The sequence below is a fragment of the Limnochordia bacterium genome, from assembly GCA_023230925.1.
GTDB lineage: Bacteria > Bacillota > Limnochordia > DUMW01 > DUMW01 > JALNWK01.
Genome location: JALNWK010000001.1, coordinates 75,711 through 95,711 on the forward strand (window position 1 = coordinate 75,711; position 20,001 = coordinate 95,711).

Here is a 20,001-nt window from a genome sequence, read left to right on the forward strand (position 1 = left end):
TACTGCTTGAATATCTTAGTATGTATCAAACAGGTTCCCGAGACCAGGGATGTGGAGGTGGATGAGAACACCGGTGTTCTAAAGCGTGAGGGTGTTGATAGCAAGATGAACCCCTTTGACCTTTATGCATTAGAGGCAGGGGTACAGCTTAAAGAGCGTTACGGTGGAAAGGTGACAGTCATTAGTATGGGTCCTCCCCAAGCCGCTGCAGTGCTCAAAGAAGCGTACATGATGGGGGCTGATGCAGGTATACTCATGTCGGATCGAAAATTTGCTGGTGCGGATACATTGGCAACTGCCTTTACTTTAGCTCAGGGGATTGGACGAAGTGGCAGCTTTGATCTAATCCTGTGTGGCAAACAGACCACCGATGGGGATACTGCCCAAGTTGGTCCGGGCATCGCGGAATTTTTGGACTTACCCCATGTATCCTATGTTAGCTCTATCCTTGCTCTTGATGCTGATTACATAACCGTGGAAAAGGACCTTACCGATGGCATTCAGGTCTGCCGAGTGCATTTACCCTGCTTACTTACCCTGATGGAAACAGCAAACCAACCGAGACTTCCTTCCTATAGGTTGAGACTTGCCACCTCAGGGCGTCCTATCGAGGTGGTAAGTTATAAGGATTTACCTCCTGTGAAAACAGAATACTACGGTCTAGACGGTTCACCCACCCAAGTGGAACGGATCTTCCCTCCCGAGAGCCACCGGGATAGGATTGTTTATCACGGAGAACCCGACGAGATCGCAAACCAGCTATACGTACAACTCAAAGAACATAGATTCATCTAAGGGGGCATCCATTGTGCTTCGGGTCAACTACGAAAAGTGTAACCTGTGCGGTCGCTGCATGGAGGTTTGTCCCTTCGGCGGCATTGGAATAATGGCAGACCAGGTGATCATTAATGAAAAATGCCGGTTGTGCCGACAGTGTATTAAACACTGTCCAACAGGCGCTTTGTCTTTGTCTAAATCAACTAAGGGCCTAGTTAACGATGCCGAGTGGCAAGGTGTTTTGGTCTTCGCCGAGCAATCGGGTGGTGTGATTCACCCGGTGACTTATGAATTGATCGGTAAGGGAAGGGAGCTGGCGAAAAAGCTCGGCCAACCCCTGAACTGTGTTCTTATTGGATACCAGGTGAGGGGTAAAGCTGCTGAGTTGTTGAAGTACGGGGTAGAAAAGGTCTATGTATATGATTACCCAGAACTTGAATACTACTCCATCGAACCCTTCGCGGCGGCCATCGCCGCAGCCATCGAGAAAACACAACCCAACATCCTTTTGATTGGCGCTACCTCCATCGGCAGGTCCCTGGCGCCACGGTTGGCTGTGCGTTTTAGGACAGGCTTAACAGCCGATTGTACTGTTTTGGATGTTAAAGAAAACGGTGACCTGATACAGATTCGTCCGGCTTTTGGGGGGAACATTATGGCGCAAATTGTCACTCCCCACCACCGACCACAGATGGCTACAGTCCGGTATAAGGTGATGGAACCGGCCAAGGCAGACTCATGTTCCAAAGGAGAAGTGGTTTCCTGCTTCATTAACCAAAGTAAACTTGCTTCACGGGTTACGGTCCTCCAAGCAACACCCAAGCCGGAGGAGGCGAGCATTACTGATGCAGAGGTTATTGTGGCAGTGGGAAGGGGTATTCGCACCGAAGGGGATCTCAATCTGGCCTTGGAGTTGGCCCACCTTTTAGGGGGGCAGCTTGGTGCTACCCGACCATTGATTGAGTGTGGATGGCTACCGTATACCCGTCAAATTGGCCTTAGTGGGCGTACGGTAAGGCCGAAGCTCTTGATTGCTTGCGGCATTTCCGGGGCCGTGCAGTTCGTAGCGGGGATGTCCAATGCCGAGCAGATCTACGCCATCAATTCGGATCCCAATGCCCCCATCTTTAACGTGGCAACCCATGCTATTATCGGTGATCTTTACCAAGTTATACCAAGGCTAATTCAATTGATTAAAGGAGAGGGTATCCGTGTCTTGGAAGAAGTTAACTGAAGAAGATCTAGCCAGGCTAAGGGAAATATGTGCTCCCGAGCGTGTTTTCGTTAACGAAGACATCAACGAGGATTACGCCCATGATGAGTTAGCTGAAGTACGGTCTTTTCCGGAGGTATTGGTGGAACCTCTAACCACTGAGGAAGTAGCCGAGCTCATGACATACGCCTATGAAAACAACATTCCCGTTACTCCCCGGGGTGCGGGCACGGGGTTATGCGGTGGAGCTGTTCCAATTCACGGTGGCATATTGCTTTCCACAACAAAGATGAATAGCATCATCGAAATAGACGAAGCTAATCTAACAGCTACGGTACAGCCGGGGATTCTCCTCATGGAGTTTCGGGATGTGGTGGAGGAAAGAGGGTTGTTCTACCCACCGGACCCGGGGGAAAAAAGCGCTACAATCGGTGGTAATATCATGACCAACGCAGGTGGTATGCGCGCAGTTAAGTACGGTGTTACCAGAGACTATGTCTTAGGTCTTGAAGTGGTATTACCTACGGGAAGGATCATACGAACTGGTGGCAAGATCGTAAAGAACAGTTCTGGGTACAGTCTCCACAATCTGTTAATCGGTTCCGAGGGGACCCTTGGGATTATCACGGAAGTGATCCTCAAGTTGCTGCCCAAACCCAAGAAACAGATTAGCCTTCTTATTCCCTTCGAAAACCTTAATTTAGCCATTAGCACAGTGCCAAAGATCATCCAGTCAAAAGTTATTCCCACAGCCATTGAATTTATGCAGCAGGATGTGATTCTTGCCGCCGAGGAGTACCTAGGTAAGCGTTTCCCAGACAAATCTGCGACGGCCTATTTACTTTTGGCCTTTGATGGTAATTCCAATGAAGAACTAGAATCGGTATATGAACTAGTGGCCGACATTGCCCTAGTCTCCGGAGCCCAAGATGTTCTAATCGCGGATAGTACTGAACGACAGGAACTAATTTGGGAGGCCCGGGGGGCATTTTTAGAGGCCCTAAAGGCCATGAGCGATATGGACGAAGTTGATGTAGTGGTGCCCAGGGACAAAATTGCGGAATTTGTTGCCTACACGAATAAGCTTGCTGAGGAAAGCGAGATTCGTATACTTAGTTTTGGTCACGCAGGTGATGGTAATCTGCACGTATATATCCTCAGAGACGATCTACCCGAACAGGTTTGGCGTCCACAGATGGAGCAGTTAATGAAGAAGATGTACGATCATGCCAAGGAGCTAGGTGGCCAAGTCTCCGGTGAACACGGTATTGGTTATGCAAAACGTAGGTACTTGGAGGATTCATTGGGAACGGTGCAAATTGAGCTGATGCAAGGGATTAAAAGGGCCTTCGATCCCAAGGGTATTCTCAATCCAAGTAAAGTAATCTGATCGTAACCCGGTCTTGTCGGCCGGGTTACCATTACATGCATCCGGTACACACGGCGGGGAGGCGTTTCGTTGGGTATCTAAAACATTTACCCTCATAGTTCTGCAAAATAAGCTCTGTGGGGGTCTCTTTGATGATGCGCTGGGGTTCTAAGGGGATTTTGCCTCCACCACCGGGAGCATCAATCACAAATCTAGGAACAGCAAAACCTGTGGTCCGCCCCTGTAATTCCTTGATGATGTTAATACCAACCTGGGGTGGGGTACGGAAATGCTCTATCCCGGATACTAAATCGCACTGATAAAGATAGTAAGGATAGACCTTCATACGAACAAGTTGCCTTACTAGCTCCTGTTGGATCTTTGTGGAGTCATTAATACCAGCAAGTAGCACCGTTTGGTTAAGCACTGGTATACCGTGGTCGATGAGAAGACTACAGGCCTGTTTTGCTTCTTCGGTGATCTCCTTTGGATGGTTGAAATGGGTACTAATCCATAAAGAACGATGACGGCGGAGGATGTCCACTAGATCCTGGGTAATCCGAAAAGGGTTTGTGACTGGAGTTCGGGTACCAATACGCAGGATCTCAACATGAGGAACTGAATCAATCACATTGAGAATATTGGCCAAGCGGGCGTCGGAAAGACAAAGGGGATCTCCCCCGGAGATTAGCACATCACGTATTTTGTGTGTCTCCAAGTAATCCCTAATCCGAGCCAAATCTTCATCGGCGATGGTGACGTTTTCCAAGCCTACTCGTCGCCGTCGGGTGCAGTGTCGACAGTAAGTGGCGCACAGATGGGTAGCCATAATCAGGACCCGATCTGGATAACGGTGCACCAGAAAGGGGATGGGAGACTGAGTTTCCTCAGCGAGGGAATCGATGTTCTCAAAGGAATAGGAGATCATTTCTTCGGGTAAGGGGATGGCTTGACGACGAATCGGGCAGGAAGGATCCTTCGGGTCACACAATGAAGCATAGTAAGGCGTAACTGCAGTAGGAAGCCCAATGTTTTCACATCTAAGGGCAGTCCTTTCCTGACAGGTAAGCTCAATCACCGGGCAAAAATCCCCTTCGGTCCTTAGACGGTGGCGTAGTTGCCATTGCCAATCGGTCCACTCTACACTCTGGCTATGTTTCACGGCTGTCCTCAACTCCTTATATCAGTTGACATCACCGTACTTGCCGTCATGACGGCATCAGTCATACCATGGATGATCTTCTTATCACTAGGACAAAGGGTAGCCAAGACCCCAGCCAGCTGGACTGTATCGCCCAGGACAAAGTAGTAAGGACACAGTCTAGCCCTAGCGACCATGGTCTCCTGTTTTTGTCGACCAAAGTCATAATACGCGATCTTGAACTTTTTGCCTTTATGGAACTCTTGGAGGATGTGCGGCGTATCTCCAAAAGCCTTCAGGGCATCATCTATTGCATCAGACCACTCTTCGTTATTAACATCATTTCCCACTACTACTCCCCGACTGCCCCAGGCCAATTCAGAGAAACCGGAAGGTTTGATCACGAAGTTCCGCTGGCGCCTTGACGCCCCTTTTAACTCGGACCAGTGGGCTAGGGCTTGCCCGTTTAGGGTTAGTCCTGGAATGACTGCATAGTTAGGTAATGGTGTTGGGTCCAGGATCCATGTCTTAGGAAACACCCGATTTAGTAAGGACAAGTGTTCCCCTTTTAGGTTGGAGTGCCAGAAGGAGGAGAGTCGAGGATTGTGGAATAGCCCCATGATTAATTTCTCCTCGAGATAGCTTTTGAGGGGTGGGGTGATGCGCAGCAATTCCTTGCGAATAGCATAAAGCACCAAGTCTATCTTGGGGATATTTGGTAGATCGAATAGTTCAAAGAAACGATAGAGAACATCCACGCGCTCATCGTACGCATACAGTCCTGATTCCTGGAAGATGAGATCCCTAGGATGCACTTGGTGAGTACGTAATCCCCTCTCTGTTAAACGCTCTGCAAGCCAACACATTTCCGGTTGGTAATCCTGTGACTCATCGGAGACAGCAATGGCCACCACGGGCTCTTCCTGATCCGCTACATGCTTTAGAGATTCCCTAAAGGAGTCAATCATCCCATAGGGCCCCCCTATTACATCATAGCCTAGGGTGCTATAGGCATGATTCAGAGCCGCCAGAAGACCCATTCCTCCAGGGACTGCATCAAGCTCGGTGATGACAAAACCTGTCTCAGTGGGGATAATATCAGGACGTATGACCAAAGGCAGGTCATGCCGAAATCGATTCATACGACCGTAATTGATTACCCGTTCCGTTTTCCCCAAATTGAGGTAATCTGTAACCCAGCGCAGATGCTCATTGGTTCTACTGCGTCTATACAAAGTGTTGGTTGCCCGGTAAAAGTCTAACAGGGCCGGACCTAGCTTATGGAGAAACTCAAAAGTAGCAGGATCAAGGGAAAAGGGAGTTGGCGATATGCGAAAAGGTGCCTGACCTGGTGCCGCACCAGAATCCGTTGGAAACACTTGTGCCTTGGTTAGTTTTTCACTAATATGCCAACAGTTCGTGTGAATACTATCTCTATTATGTATCAAGTCGCTCACCCAATAGCTTGAGGTTATGCAAGATTATATCATTCATACGCCAAAGTAGCAAGGCGAAGACAAGCCTACAGACGCAAGCAGGATTTGCGTTCGATCAAGTGGGGGCGAATCTTCGTGCATCTGGGGACTCGCTTGCCATTGAACTGGGCCTGCAACGTATCCCAAACGATTTTGCCCAGATGCTCCGCTGGGATCCGAATCGTAGTTAAAGGCGGTTCATAGCAGCCCATCAATGGGGAATCGTTAAACCCAATTACCGACACCTGATCAGGGACGACGAACCCATGTTCCCTAAGCATCTTGATTAATGCTACGGCAATCTGGTCACTGGCAGCAATGAACGCGGTGGGGAGAGGCCTAAAAGCGAAGATCTGCTCTTCATAGGGGGCCAACTCCGTATCGATATTGGGCCAACCGGCTAACTCCACAGGACCAATCAAAGGAAGATTGGCTGCTTGCATAGCCTTCTTGTAACCGAGCCATCGCTGTTCCCCCGGACCACTTTCCCGTGTGCCGATATAGCATATGCGGGTATGGCCAAGCCCAATAAGGTACTCGGTAGCCATGTAGCCGCCTTCGCAATCATCGAAGATCACCCGGGGAAAGGGTGCCTCCTGATCACAGTCCACCAATACGATGGGGCATCCTAGATCTTCTTCGTAATTTAGGAACATCTCATATTGCTTGGAGGAGGCAAAGGCGATGACACCATCAATGAAACCAGTCCGGCTTTGTCGGGGTATGGAGTTAAGTAAAATGATACTCACGCTGTAATCATCCTGCTTGGCACGTTCACAAATATTGATCAGCAGACGATGAATTACATCGTTTGCCAGTACCCCGAAGGTCTCCACAGCAAACCCGATGTTGTTACTACGAGCTAATGCCAAGTTCTGCGCGTTGCGGTTTGGAACATAGCCCAACCGACTGCATGTTGCTGCGACCTTTCGTCTTGTCTCAGGGGAGACTTGTTTGCCGCTGAGTGCCCTTGAGACGGTGGCCTGGGACAACCCCAGTATTTCTGCAACTTCCCGTTGATTGATCTTGCTCATCCTACTTGCTCTCTCTCCCAATCGTTGTTTCTTCTTTTATAGTACCAAAAACCATCATAAATTGCATCAATATTCTGATGTGGGCCACAGCCCACACCAGAATGTATTGCTTATTCCTTAACTAGTTGGAAGTAATCAAGGTTGAGGTAGTCTCTCTCCACGGCGATCTTGATAGTGTGTTTACCAGCCGTTAGCGGAATACCACTCTTGACTGTAAACAGGTCGTATCTGTTCCAGTCGTTATATCCTGGAAATACGTATAGAAACTCCTGTTCATTATCGATGGTAAAGATCCTTCCAGCATCGGACCAGGTGGAAGCAAATACATATAGCGTATAGTTGCCTGCCTGTCCTTGGGGAATAGTAAACTCGTATTCGTAAAATCCATTGTTCCAACCGTGGGTGATTACGTTATCATCCATGCTTGGGGCGCCGTCACCGTGTCTGATGGCATTTTCAGCACCAACTTTAACGGAAAAACTGGATTGGGCTATTTCGCTTGCCTTTTCCGCTGCCTTCATGCCGAAGGGGTCCTTCCATCCATCGTCCAAGGCTTTTTGGGCATTTTGCGCCGCTTGGGCCAGGACTTCGTCCGGGGATTTATCCCCTTGGGCAATGGCACCATCCACACCAAAAATGGCTCCATAGAACGCGTCGCCGAAGGGTGTAACAGGACGGAAGGTCGTGTAGTCCATGAGGTACACAAAGGTTTCCATTTCGGGGACTGCACTAAGGAACTCATAGGATGTTGCCGCGGAGCGTAGGGCAGGCAGCCATCCTTGGGAGCCGATTCCAAGGGTGACTTGGGCCTCGTGACTGGTATAGAACTTGATGAATTCCCATGCTGCTTCCAGTTCCTCATCGGAGATCCCTGTGGGTATGGCAAAGGCATGACCACCGGACCAGGTAATTGGTGTGTCCTCAAGACCTGCCGGACGGGGTGGAGGAGCTACACGCCATTCTAGACCGGGGTTCTCATCGAGTACAGGACCAGCAAAGAAACAGCCGTCGATTACCATGCCTGCGGAGCCGCCGATGAAACCACCGCCAGCATCCCATGCTGCACCAATGACCCCATCTCCTCCGTATCGACTAATGAAATCAGCCAGCCAGTTTACGGCTTTACGTCCCGCGGGACTGTTGATTAGTGCTGTTTGCCCGGATTCATCAAGGACCTCACCGCCAGCGGCCCATAGCCATCCTAGGAATGACCAGTTGCCCCGGGTGGGGCTAAAGCCAACGCGTTTTAGCTCACTGCCATCATAGAAGTCTAATTTCTTACTGTATTCCTCTAAGTCTTCCCAAGTTTTTGGTGGTTTGCGCGGGTCTAGACCACAGGCGTGGAAAAGATCTACATTGTAGTATAAAGCACGGTCGTCAATGGTCCAGGGAATAGCATAGACTTTCCCATCGAACATACTCTCAGCTGTTGCTGCTGGATAGAACTCATCGAAAGCAAGTCCATCACGCTCAATAAGTCCATCCAGAGGCTGGAGCAGACCCATAAGGGCGTAGGCCCCCAGCTGATAGCGGTCGATCTTGACCACGGTGGGAGGCACACCACCTGCAACTGCAACCGGCAACTTCTCCCGGACCTCCAGCTCATTGCCAATGACTTTGTAAACACCTTCGTACTCTTCGTTAAACTGTGTGATCAAGGGGGTCTCCACATTCTTTCCGGAAATACCGCCCCAAGTTCCCCAGTATTCAATGATAATGGGCTCTGCATACACGTAACTGGTTACCATTAGGATTGATGCGATCGCGACTAGAAAGAAAGTTTGCAGTCTCTTCATGATTCTTACACTCCTCCTCATTCTTAGTCTTGATTACCTACCCCAAATGATTAGATTTAGATAGCCTCCTCCTTCCATAGTACGAGCTGTCATTTAGCGGGAACCAACTGTGCAGCTAGATTGAGAGTCATTACCGCCGAGGCATTTTCCAGGCTTTCAATACGGCTTTCTTTAGGGGGTCCGGCCCATCCTGAACCGAATAACCCTTGGGAATTGCGGCTCTTGTTCCAGATCGACTCTGCATTCTTCAAAACGAAATCCACATACTTCTCTGGATGGGGGTCCACCCTAATTAGTTCCACCAGATAGCGGATGCAAATTCCTTTAAACCCACCGCCATCCCCGGTTCCGTCTTCCTTAAAGATGCCGTTGGTATTTGTCAAGTACTGCATTGAAGCATCAGCCACAAGCCGGGCGTCCTCTAAGTAATGCTCTTCTCCGGTAAGCTTGTATAGCCATACAGCGGCTCCAATGAAGGTACCTTGGTTATACGTAAAGGTCCAGTAATTAACCCCTGCCTTTGTTACATGGTCCCAAATCAGGCCCTTGGGAGAGAGTAAATTAGCACGAACCCACTTGTATAGGTCAATGGCCATTAGTAGATCCGTAGGATCCTGGTTGATCTCATACATGCGAGCAGCAATTATTGCCGCAGGGCAATTGATACAGGCGTTCTTCTCTGTCTTTCGATCCTTTCGCCACCATATACCTCCACCAAAGTCCTCTGTCCATCCATTCTTGATGTCACTCCACAGAGAGTTGGCCATTCGTAGGTATTTCTGATTGTTAGTGATTTTATAGGCGCGGATGCATCCTAGTGCCCACCACGCTTCATCGTCATAGAATTGGTTCCTGAAGGTGGGAGTACGGCTACGTTGTCCGGCGTATACCCGTTCCATTATTTCTAGCCACTTTTCATTTTTTCCCTCAGTTCGTTCTACCCCATCCATGACAGCATCCCACACTTGGGCGAGCCACCAAAAGTCCGTCCAACCTGAACGGTCGCTATACTTGTGGAAATGCAGTTGTTCATCATTCCAAAACCCGTCGATCATAGCATCGAGAGCCTCGTCGGCCGCTTGATGCAAATACTCCATGTCCCTTCCCTCCGTCGGTACGGGCAAGCCCATTGAGGCTATCCCGCAGATGATTAGAGCTAAGACCATAGCTTTGTTAATGAGCGACAATACTCCTCCTCCTTTGTAGTGAAGTGTTCTTAAACGTTCACATGGTATACGTATAAATCGCATCATGTACTAAGTCCTAATAAGTGTATTCGTGATTTGGAAGACATATTCCTTCTTGTAAACGCAGGAACCTTGGATACGCATACATAAATGTCCAGGCGCTTGCCTAAGCATAGCCAAACCTCGAACAATAAAGAAACGACATCGGTCATAACAAGCCCCACATAATAAGGGGTTGATGTCACTCACGAAGCCAAAACAGTGGATATATGTATATTACCCCCCTAGGATTAAGGCAGATTGATCTCGATCCAATTGTCTACAGCCGAGACGATTCGTAGCTCGCCATCGATCAGGCCTGATGCGAAATGGTTCCAGTCCTCTGGGATCGAGACTGTGCTTGGAAAGTACTTTTGGCCTATCTGGCGAAAGGCACTATATCTTTGCCCAAAGGTTCTCACGAAAACTTGGCGGTGTTCAGTGGGGGTAATCTGCAAAGCGACAACGGGAAAACCATAGGTACCCACGGGCGCAGTGGTAGACCACACTTTAATTGCTTGGTTTCCATCATAATCATAGACTGCTACCTGGTCGCCATCTTCTGTTGCCAGTACTATCTGCTGCCCCGTCTGAGTCATGTTCCCAGCAGCGATGAGACCGGCAGGTAGATCTAGAGCTGACTCTTTTGTGAACCCAGGATGGTCATATTCATAGGCAAAGGTCCCATCTGGACGTGAGGAAATCAGTCGATAGGCATTGTCGATCTCCAAAAGGGCCATGCCCGAGATAGGTTGAGGGATTTCCTTGGTCCAGATCGGCCTTAACTGCATATCCTCGGTATTGTAGATTTGGATAAAACCTGTCTTAGTACCAATAATGCCACCAATAATGAGCTCCATGATTGTGGAATGCTCTAGACAAGCGATAGCAAGACCCGTAGGCACACCGATACAGGGAGTCCGCGATCGAATAGCTAGCTGGTTGTCCGAGAGTTCTAATACAAAAAGCTCACTATCGGTGGCGGCTGCAATAAGGGTATGTTTGGTTCCCTGCCAGGGTGGAGAAACAAAGAGGAAGGGCTTTCCCACCTTTGGTCCTCGGATCACAGTGGCAAAGGGTCCTGCTTGTTCCTTAAGGGTTTCGTTTTCAAAGACTAGTCTGTCTTGTTTTATGATCAGTTGCTGGTTCTGCTGCCTTAGCTCAACTAGTTCTTGTTCTAATGAAGCGCTCTTGTTTAGCAGATACCAATTACCGCCGACTAGAAGGATAAGCAGAGCAACCAAGAGTACCGCACCGGCTTTGTGCACAGGATTTTTCCTCCCTTGGTAGATAGTATGCCTCGATTGCGGTAGAATATAGTTATGTAAGCAAGAACCTAAGCAGGATTTTCTGTGAATCATACGAAATATGCCATTGTATATGGAGGGGTACTATGGACTGCTCAGATAAGAAAAAGTCTGTCGTAATCGGGGTTAGTCTCCTACTGCTGATCATGTTTGTCAGCCCTTCCTTCGCCCAGCAATTACCACATCTTCCCTATGGGATGACCTTTGTCTATGAGGTACAGGATGAAGATGCTGATCACGGGCGCATTATTTTGGAGTTTGGCTGGCCTTGTTACGAAGAAAGAACAAACGTTTATTATCTTCAAGTGATCTGGGAAGAACAGCAGAGTACCTGGAACCAGTGGTCCGCCCGGCAGCGGACAGTCATCGATTTAGATACCTTAGTCCCTCTGATTTATCACCAACAGGAAAAGACCGCTGACACAGCCTATAGTATTTGTTTTGTATTTGATCGATCCCAGCAGAGGGTATTGTTCTATGAGGATGAAGGCGGTCCTAAGGAATTAGTATGGATTAAGCAGTGGGACTTGGACTTCCTATCCGTGTTATGCAGGATTATTTCCAACGAGAACTGCCCAGAGGCGGCCGGGGTAGTCAACCTTCTTGCCCGGGGGGATATGTGGTACGCGGAAGATGGACCCAGTATCCTCAATCTACCGGTAGGAACTTACCTCGCATCGTCTATTCGGTTAGAGGGGAATCAAGGGACAGAGACCATTTGGGTATGCGGGGAAGATCGTAGGCCCCTTCAGTTTGAACTGAGCACTCCTTGGAGGAAGTATACAGCTAGATTGGTATCCTTTAGCCAAAGGCAAATGCAGTATCGAACTATCTTGGAGCGGGCTGGCAAAGATGAATCTAAGGTCCCTGTGGGCCATTGGAGATGAGACTATTGAAAATAGCATATGTAGACTGTTTCTCGGGAGCGAGCGGAGATATGTTCTTGGGTGCCTTGTTTCAGCTGGGATATTCGCCGGAACAATTGCGCAAGGACTTAGCTGGTGTGAATGTTCATGGCTATGAAGTGGGGCTGGAAACCAGGGTTGTATCTGGTATTTCGAGCATAAAAGCAATCGTCGAAGCCGAAGAAGAGCACGTACATCGACATTTAGAGGACATTGTTCACCTGATTCGAGAAAGTGACCTTAAGGAGACAATCAAGGCGAAGGGGATCGAGCTTTTTACACGGCTAGCTACGGCGGAGGCGAAGGTCCATCATACTACTTTAGATAAAGTCCATTTCCACGAGGTGGGGGCAGTGGATTCCATCGTCGACATTCTTGGCACCCTCTGCGGTATTGATTACCTACAGATCGAAGAAATGTACTGCGGAAGTATTCCCCTAGGATGTGGCTTTGTGGAATGCCAACACGGTACCATACCTGTACCGGCACCAGCTACCCTGGAATTACTCAAAGGTTATCCGGTTTATCAGACGGACATTGAAGCGGAACTAGTGACCCCCACCGGAGCACTATTACTTACATCTTTATGCAAGTTCGAAGCACCACCCCACATGCGCATTACCCACATTGGGTATGGTGCCGGAACTAGGGTACTAGAGTCTCCTAACTTACTGCGGCTTTACTTGGGTGAGAAGGCCTCTCCAATCCAGTGGCATGACCTTCCGGGGGAAGGATCCTCTGTTGTTGCAGTGGAAGTGACCATCGATGATATGAATCCTGAGTTTTATGAGTATGTACTTATTAAGTTACAGGAGGCCGGCGCTCTGGAAGCTTTCTTGACTCCGATCATGGCCAAGAAAAGTCGCCCTGCCACTCTGCTTACAGTAATTGCATCTCCCTCTAACGTCGAATCCATTTTGCAGGTAATGTTTCGGGAGACAACAACTCTAGGTGTTAGGCTTCGCCAAGAGAAAATGTATGGACTATCCGCGGAGAAACTAAGGGTGGATATGGACGTTCATCACATCGGTGTTAAGATTGCGCGTATTGGACAGGAGGTAGTCAATATTGCCCCTGAGTATGAGGAATGTAAGCAGGTAGCACAGGCCCTTGGTTTACCTTTGAAGGATGTCTATGATGGAGCTAAGGAGAAGGCCCGCAAGAAGATTGCCGAACTGAACTAGTGGGAGGACCTAATTTGCCAATTAAAAAGTTGACGAAAGATGATTTGCGTGCATGCTGCAATATGGAGCAGCTCAGGTTTGAAACAACAAAGGACGTACCACAGCTACAAGGGATCATTGGTCAACCAAGGGCGGAACGAGCAATGCAATTCGGGCTGCTCATGGAACGGGCCGGATACAACATTTTCGTATCAGGGATACCGGGGTTGGGGAAAAACAGTTATGTTCGTGAAATGGTGAAAGAGGTAGCGGCTAAAAAGTCCGTACCCCGGGACTGGTGTTATGTTTACAATTTTGACAAGCCCGATGAGCCTATTGCCTTGGATTTTCCACCGGGAGGCGGAACGGAATTTGCTACCTGGGTGCGGGAACTAGTAGATAGCCTGCAGGAACAGATTATGCAGGCCTTTGAAGGAGAGGAATACGCAAAAAGGAAAGCTGCCCTTTTGGAAGACTTTACGAAGGAAAGCCAACAACTTTTTGTAGATTTGGAGAGCTTTGCCCAAGAGCGGGGCTTTGTATTGAAACGATCCAACGCAGGGCTATCTGCGATTCCTGTTGTAGATGGTCAACCAGTGGACTCCGAAGAGATGCTCAAACTAGATGATGATCTTAAGCGCAGACTTGAGTCTAGACATAAGGAACTACAGGAGCATATGTCCGAGACGATTCGCAAGATGCGCTGTCTGGAAAAAGAGGCAAAAAAGCAGGTGGATAGACTAGAAAAGACTGTGGTGGAGGATATTAGTCTCCAGCCCTTCTTGGACCTGAAGGAGAAATATGCCGATATCGCTCCGGTTCAGGAATATCTTAATCGAATGCAGGAGGAAATGATTGAAAACCTCGACGAGCTTAAAGATGACGAGCACGGAGGCTTACCAATTCCATGGCTGCGAAGGATGGGTCGTGAGGCGGGCCTTGCCAAGTATGAGGTTAATCTATTCATAGACAATAGTAACCGATCGGGAGCCCCAGTGGTTTTTGAGCCCAATCCCAATTACTATAATCTACAAGGGAAACTGGAATACCGAAGTGAGATGGGGATGTTTGTCACCGATTTTCGCATGCTAAAGCCCGGTGCCATGCACCGGGCTAACGGGGGGTATCTGGTCTTACAAGCCCAGGATCTACTGAGTAACTATGTTGCTTGGGATGCTATCAAGCGGGTGCTGCGAAGTGGCTCAGTGATGATCGAAGGTATTAACGAACAGTTGGGACTGACACCTATGGCATCGCTAAAACCTCAGCCCATTCCCATTGATGTTAAAGTAATCTTAATTGGGAATCCGGCACTGTATTACCTACTGGAAAACTACGATGAGGATTTTGGAAAGCTATTTAAGGTTAAAGTGGATTTCGATACAGAAACCAATCGGGACAACGACAATGTGGAGAAGTACGTCTCACTAATTGCTACAATATGTCACAAAGATAACCTAAAGGATTTCACGAAAGATGCAGTGGCCGAAGTTATCGAGTACAGTTCCAGGTTGGCTGCCCACAAAAGAAAGCTTAGTACCCAGTTTAACCAGGTCTTGGAGACTATTTATGAGGCCGATGCTTGGGCAGCAGCAGACCGAAGTGAACATGTGGAAAGAAAACATGTCCAACGAGCCATTGCCGAACGGCGATACCGGGCCAGCCTCTATGAAGAAAAGATCCAGGAATTAATCAACGATGGTAGTATCCTGATTGATACCGAAGGGAAAGAGGTTGGACAGGTCAACGGTCTTGCGGTCATTGATCTAGGGGACTATATGTTTGGTAAGCCAAGTCGAATTACTGCTGAGACGTTTGTAGGTGAAGAGGGTGTCATCAACATTGAGCGGGAGGCAAGACTAGACGGACGCATCCACAACAAGGGTGTGTTAATCCTAAGCGGCTACCTAGCCGGTCAATACGCTAGGGAATACCCACTATCATTATCTGCCACCCTTTGTTTTGAGCAAAGCTATGATGGAGTGGATGGTGATAGTGCTTCCAGTGCTGAGCTTTATGCTTTGCTCTCTAGTTTAGCGGGAGTGCCAGTCAATCAAAGCCTGGCAGTAACTGGTTCCATCAACCAAAAGGGTGAGGTTCAACCCGTGGGGGCGATCAACGAGAAAATCGAAGGCTTTTTCGCGGTGTGCAAAGCTAGAGGTCTTACGGGTGATCAGGGTGTGGTTATTCCCCACCGGAACATGGATAACTTAATGCTATGCCAAGAAGTTGTTGGTGCCGTGGAAGAGGGATTGTTTCACATCTATGCGGTGGAGCATGTCAACGAAGGTATCGAACTGGTCACTGGCGTACCTGCAGGTAAACGTCGAACTGATGGTACCTATGAAAAGGGAACGATTAACTATCTCGTGGAGAAGAAGCTGGCCCAAATGGCCAAAAATTTGTCAGCTTTCAAAGAAGATGTGGACGGCTAGAGAAGGGAGGAAGGATCATGTCTCGGATTATTGCTGTGGCAAATCAAAAGGGGGGTGTTGGTAAGACTACGTCTACCCTGAATCTAGGTGCGGCACTTGCGGAAATGGGTAAGCGCGTACTATTTGTGGACTTAGATCCCCAAGGTGGCCTTACGGTCTCTTGTGGATATGAACCGGATACACTACCTAAGACGATCTACAACGCAATGATGCGCGGGCTCGATGCTAAGGAAATCATGTTGACCACCGAGTTTGGACCCGATCTTCTTCCGGCCAATATTGATCTGTCATTAGCTGAAATGGATTTAATTGGCACAGTCTCTAGGGAAAGGCGCTTAGGAATCGTGTTACGTGAGGTGCGGGATAACTACGACTTTATTTTAATAGACTGCCAGCCCACATTGGGCCTCTTAACATTGAATGCCCTTGCGGTTGCCGATGAGATGCTCATTCCCGTTGCCTGCGAATTCCTGGCACTGCGGGGGGTCAAGGCCTTGTTAAAAATGTATGGCAAGGTTCGGCTACAGTTGAACAGTAAGTTGAAAATCGTGGGTATACTACCAACGATGTATGATGAACGAACAAGGCACTCCAAATCGGTTCTTGAGGAGATCAATACCACCTTTGATGGCAAGATACCTGTATTTGATGTAGTGATCAAAAGGAGCATCCGTTTTGCTGAAGCAGCCCAAGCAGGCCAACCGATTATGATTTATGCTAAGCGGGTAGAGGGGGCTAGTGCTTATCGGAAGTTGGCGGAGATCTTGACTGCTTAGTTATGGATGCAATAGATAGGCAAGCCCTCGGTTGACACCAAAGAAGCCTTATCTGTATAATTAAGCAAAGATCTATCTATTTGAGCCTTAGATTACCTGTAACATGGAGTGAGGGGGCCCCGGATGTTTGCTACATTCAAGGCGGATATTAAAGCGGTATTTGAACGAGACCCGGCGGCAAGGAGCTTGCTTGAGGTACTTTTGTGTTACCCCGGTTTACATGCCATCTTTTGGCACCGTATCGCTCACTTCTTTTATACCAGGCGTCTTTTTCTAGTGGCTCGGATTATATCCCAGTTAACCCGGTTCTTTACAGGGATTGAGATTCATCCTGGAGCAGTTATCGGTAAAGGATTCTTCATTGACCACGGTATGGGTGTTGTGGTTGGGGAAACAGCGGAGATCGGAGATAACGTGACCCTGTATCAGGGTGTGACCCTAGGCGGGACCGGAAAAGAGAAGGGGAAAAGGCATCCTACCATTGGTAATAACGTGATGATTTCGGCGGGAGCTAAGGTATTGGGGTCTTTTAGTGTCGGTGAAAATGCTAAAATTGGGGCAGGGGCCGTTGTCTTAAGAGAGGTACCGCCTAACAGTACTGTTGTTGGTGTTCCCGGAAGAGTGGTCATTCAGGATGGACGGCGGGTACAAGGGGTGGACCTAGACCACGATAACCTACCGGACCCAGTGGAAAAGATGTTGCGTTGTATGCAACGGCGGATTGATAGTCTAGAGGAGAAAATTACGGAAATTGAAAAAGCGCAAAGTGGCCGAAGTGCGGACGCTTCGTAGAGGGGAATGACTTAAATGGGCCTGCGGGTCTATAATACACTTACCCGATCAAAAGAAGATTTTATGCCTCGGGATGAGGGACAGGTCAGCATATATGTTTGTGGGGTAACACCCTATGACGAGACTCATATTGGACATGCCCGTCCAAGCGTAGTCTGGGATGTTATTCGGAAGTACCTGAGGAAAAAAGGATATAAGGTGGTTTATGTCCAAAACTTCACTGATGTGGACGATAAGATTATCGCTCGTTCCGCACAATTAGGTATATCCACCGGTGAGCTTTCCAGCAAGTATATTCAGGATTATCTAGATGCAATGGAAGCTTTAGGGGTAGCACCTGCCGATCACTACCCTAAGGTGAGTCAGCATATTGATGCGATAGTTGCAATGGTAGAGCACCTAATCGAGCAGGGCTTTGCTTATGTTGTTGATGGCGATGTATATTTCCACGTGCCAGCTTTTAGTGAATATGGCAAGCTTTCGAAGCAGCAGTTAGATGAATTAGAAAGTGGTGCCCGGATCGACGTCAGTGCAGACAAGCGGAATCCCCTGGACTTTGCCCTCTGGAAAAAATCTAGCCCGGATGAGCCTGGGTGGGACAGTCCATGGGGATATGGCCGTCCCGGATGGCACATTGAATGTTCCGCCATGTCTTTGAAATACCTAGGTGCTGGTTTTGATTTCCACGGTGGTGGTATGGATCTAGTTTTTCCCCATCACGAGAACGAAATCGCCCAATCCGAGTCCCATACCGGATGCACCTTTGCTCGGTACTGGTTGCATAACGGTCTTGTAACAGTTAACGATGAGAAAATGTCCAAATCCCTAGGGAATTTCTTAACCGTATCAACGTTGTTAGCCAAGTATCATAGGGAGCTTCTCCGGTTTTACATATTATCTACGCATTACCGGAGTCCTTTGGAGTTTAACGAAGAGAAAATCGAGGAAGCAAAGAAAGGTTGGCAGCGACTCTCTGAGACCTACCAGCGGTTGGCGTCTAGGTATGGCGGCGAAGAGGCAAAGGAGCCCCTGCCTTGGGCCCAGGAAGCCTTTACCGAAGCTATGGATGATGATTTCAATACGGCCCGGGCTATGGCGGTTTGTTTTGATGTTGTGCGCTATGCTAATGGACCGGATTGTACCGAGGAAGCCGCAGCCGGAGCGTATGCCTTCCTAGCTGAAGTGGCAGAGGGAATATTAGGTGTGGTCTCAACGGACTCGCAACCTATGATTGATAGTGGCCTTTCTGCAGAATTGGTGGAGCTACTCTTGGCCGTGCGGGAGCAACTACGGCAAGAGAAGAACTGGCGCCTTTCGGATCTCATTCGTGACGAACTAGCAAAGCTAGGGATCATCGTTGAGGATACGAAAGAGGGTAGTCGATGGAAGATGAACTGAAAGAGCTTTTTCCCCAGATGAGTGTACATGAGGCCAAACAGCTGTCACCGTCGGTATTGGCCTATGTGGGCGATGCGGTATATGAACTGTATGTGCGCAGTTGGTTAGTGGAAAAGCACCCAATGAAGATGAACCAATTGCATCGGGCCACGGTATCCAAGGTCAATGCAAGTCGCCAGGCCGACTTTCTACAGACACTCCTTTCGGGGTTAAGTGCGGAGGAAATGGAGATTGTGCGAAGGGGTCGTAATTGTAGGCAAGGTACACTGCCGAAAAGCACTTCGCCACTGAAATATAGACAGAGTACTGGTTTGGAGGCCTTGGTTGGTTTCCTGTTTATTACCGGCCAAACGCAAAGACTGCAGCAGATCCTACAGAGTGGAGAACTATAGTGAATCTATGCCAATTGATAGCGGCGGAAGGAAAGGGGTATCTAACCCTGTGGAAAGGTTGATTTTCGGACGCAATCCAGTTCTAGAAGCGATCGGAGCTGGTCGGGTTATTCACAAAATTGTTCTGCCCAGACAAGCCCAGAACAGGACTAAGTCAACTGACGTCTTGCATACAATTAAACAAAGGGCTTTGCAGGCAGGGATTCCCGTTGAGTATGTGAATACAGGTGAACTGGATGAATTAACTCAGGGTCAGAATCATCAAGGCGTCGTTGCCTTGGTGGAACCCTTCTCCTACACTGAGTTTGACCTACTGATGGAGAGTCTAGGGAAGAGTAAAGTGCCTCTTGTTATCCTACTCGATCACTGGCAGGATCCCCAGAACCTAGGCTCATTACTTCGGTCAGCTGAAGCCGCTGGTGTAGATGGCATTATTTTGCCGAAACGACGTTCGGTGGGAGTAAATGCCACGGTGGCCAAGGTAGCCGCTGGGGCCCTAGAGTATGTGAAAATAGTACAGGTGACGAATCTTGTTCGCACAATTGAAGCGTTGAAAGAACGAGGATTATGGATAGCTGGTGCCAGTGCCAACGCGTCCCAAGTCTATTTTCAGGCAGATTTCACGATGCCCTTAGGATTGGTAATTGGATCTGAAGGTACAGGCTTAAGTAGATTAGTGGAGGAGCACTGCGATTTTCTGACGCGCATACCCATGAAAGGTCAGATAAGTTCCTTAAATGCAGCCGTATCTGCTGCTTTACTGATTTTCGAAGTGATTCGTCAGCGGCAGTTTGGCTAGCCG

17 protein-coding genes are annotated in these 20,001 nt (G+C 48.6%); 11 read left to right on the forward strand and 6 right to left on the reverse strand.

Annotation, left to right across the window (positions count from 1 at the left end):
• Positions 1-6: 6 nt before the first annotated feature.
• The 3 genes from M0Q40_00300 to M0Q40_00310 are packed head-to-tail and all read left to right on the forward strand — an operon-like array spanning position 7 to position 3,380.
• The gene (locus M0Q40_00300; GenBank protein ID MCK9221064.1) at positions 7-795 is read left to right on the forward strand and encodes an electron transfer flavoprotein subunit beta/FixA family protein; all 789 of its coding nucleotides are present in this window, start codon (positions 7-9) and stop codon (positions 793-795) included.
• A 13-nt stretch (positions 796-808) separates the two neighbouring features.
• Positions 809-2,011 (forward strand): electron transfer flavoprotein subunit alpha, encoded by a 1,203-nt coding sequence (locus tag M0Q40_00305; GenBank protein ID MCK9221065.1) that lies wholly within the window; start codon positions 809-811, stop codon positions 2,009-2,011.
• Positions 1,989-3,380, forward strand: coding sequence for an FAD-binding protein (locus M0Q40_00310; GenBank protein MCK9221066.1), 1,392 nt, complete (start codon positions 1,989-1,991; stop codon positions 3,378-3,380). The genes M0Q40_00305 and M0Q40_00310 overlap by 23 nt, the downstream gene beginning before the upstream one ends.
• Positions 3,381-3,411: 31 nt before the next feature.
• Here the strand turns inward: M0Q40_00310 and M0Q40_00315 are convergent, their stop codons facing one another.
• From M0Q40_00315 to M0Q40_00340, 6 genes are all read right to left on the reverse strand, one after another.
• Complete coding sequence (locus M0Q40_00315; GenBank protein ID MCK9221067.1) at positions 3,412-4,521, reverse strand: KamA family radical SAM protein; 1,110 nt, start codon at positions 4,519-4,521, stop codon at positions 3,412-3,414.
• Positions 4,522-4,529: 8 nt separating this feature from the next.
• Positions 4,530-5,948: a hypothetical protein gene (locus tag M0Q40_00320; GenBank protein ID MCK9221068.1), complete on the reverse strand. Its 1,419-nt coding sequence runs from the start codon at positions 5,946-5,948 to the stop codon at positions 4,530-4,532.
• 74 nt (positions 5,949-6,022) lie between these two features.
• Positions 6,023-7,009 carry a LacI family transcriptional regulator gene (locus tag M0Q40_00325; protein MCK9221069.1) on the reverse strand — a complete coding sequence of 329 codons (987 nt, stop codon included), beginning with the start codon at positions 7,007-7,009 and terminating at the stop codon, positions 6,023-6,025.
• A 110-nt stretch (positions 7,010-7,119) separates the two neighbouring features.
• On the reverse strand, positions 7,120-8,805 hold the full coding sequence (locus M0Q40_00330; protein MCK9221070.1) for an extracellular solute-binding protein: 1,686 nt from the start codon (positions 8,803-8,805) through the stop codon (positions 7,120-7,122).
• An 89-nt stretch (positions 8,806-8,894) separates the two neighbouring features.
• Complete coding sequence (locus tag M0Q40_00335) at positions 8,895-9,992, reverse strand: glycoside hydrolase family 76 protein (protein ID MCK9221071.1); 1,098 nt, start codon at positions 9,990-9,992, stop codon at positions 8,895-8,897.
• Positions 9,993-10,282: 290 nt separating this feature from the next.
• Positions 10,283-11,299 carry a hypothetical protein gene (locus tag M0Q40_00340; protein MCK9221072.1) on the reverse strand — a complete coding sequence of 339 codons (1,017 nt, stop codon included), beginning with the start codon at positions 11,297-11,299 and terminating at the stop codon, positions 10,283-10,285.
• A 125-nt stretch (positions 11,300-11,424) separates the two neighbouring features.
• Here M0Q40_00340 and M0Q40_00345 point away from each other — a divergent pair, with 125 nt between their 5' ends.
• The 8 genes from M0Q40_00345 (at position 11,425) to rlmB (ending at position 19,998) form a co-directional block, all read left to right on the forward strand.
• Positions 11,425-12,225 (forward strand): hypothetical protein, encoded by an 801-nt coding sequence (locus tag M0Q40_00345; GenBank protein ID MCK9221073.1) that lies wholly within the window; start codon positions 11,425-11,427, stop codon positions 12,223-12,225.
• A 5-nt stretch (positions 12,226-12,230) separates the two neighbouring features.
• Entirely contained in the window at positions 12,231-13,427 is a 1,197-nt protein-coding gene (gene larC, locus M0Q40_00350; GenBank protein MCK9221074.1) for a nickel pincer cofactor biosynthesis protein LarC, read from the forward strand.
• Positions 13,428-13,441: 14 nt separating this feature from the next.
• Positions 13,442-15,841: an AAA family ATPase gene (locus M0Q40_00355; protein ID MCK9221075.1), complete on the forward strand. Its 2,400-nt coding sequence runs from the start codon at positions 13,442-13,444 to the stop codon at positions 15,839-15,841.
• A 17-nt stretch (positions 15,842-15,858) separates the two neighbouring features.
• A complete protein-coding gene (locus tag M0Q40_00360; protein MCK9221076.1) occupies positions 15,859-16,617 on the forward strand; it encodes an AAA family ATPase in 759 nt (252 codons plus the stop codon).
• 123 nt (positions 16,618-16,740) lie between these two features.
• A complete protein-coding gene (cysE, locus tag M0Q40_00365) occupies positions 16,741-17,409 on the forward strand; it encodes a serine O-acetyltransferase (GenBank protein MCK9221077.1) in 669 nt (222 codons plus the stop codon).
• Positions 17,410-17,424: 15 nt separating this feature from the next.
• Positions 17,425-18,807 carry a cysteine--tRNA ligase gene (cysS, locus tag M0Q40_00370; protein ID MCK9221078.1) on the forward strand — a complete coding sequence of 461 codons (1,383 nt, stop codon included), beginning with the start codon at positions 17,425-17,427 and terminating at the stop codon, positions 18,805-18,807.
• A complete protein-coding gene (locus M0Q40_00375) occupies positions 18,792-19,199 on the forward strand; it encodes a ribonuclease III (GenBank protein ID MCK9221079.1) in 408 nt (135 codons plus the stop codon). The genes cysS and M0Q40_00375 overlap by 16 nt, the downstream gene beginning before the upstream one ends.
• Before the next feature lie 49 nt (positions 19,200-19,248).
• Positions 19,249-19,998 carry a 23S rRNA (guanosine(2251)-2'-O)-methyltransferase RlmB gene (rlmB, locus tag M0Q40_00380; GenBank protein MCK9221080.1) on the forward strand — a complete coding sequence of 250 codons (750 nt, stop codon included), beginning with the start codon at positions 19,249-19,251 and terminating at the stop codon, positions 19,996-19,998.
• Positions 19,999-20,001: the final 3 nt, after the last annotated feature.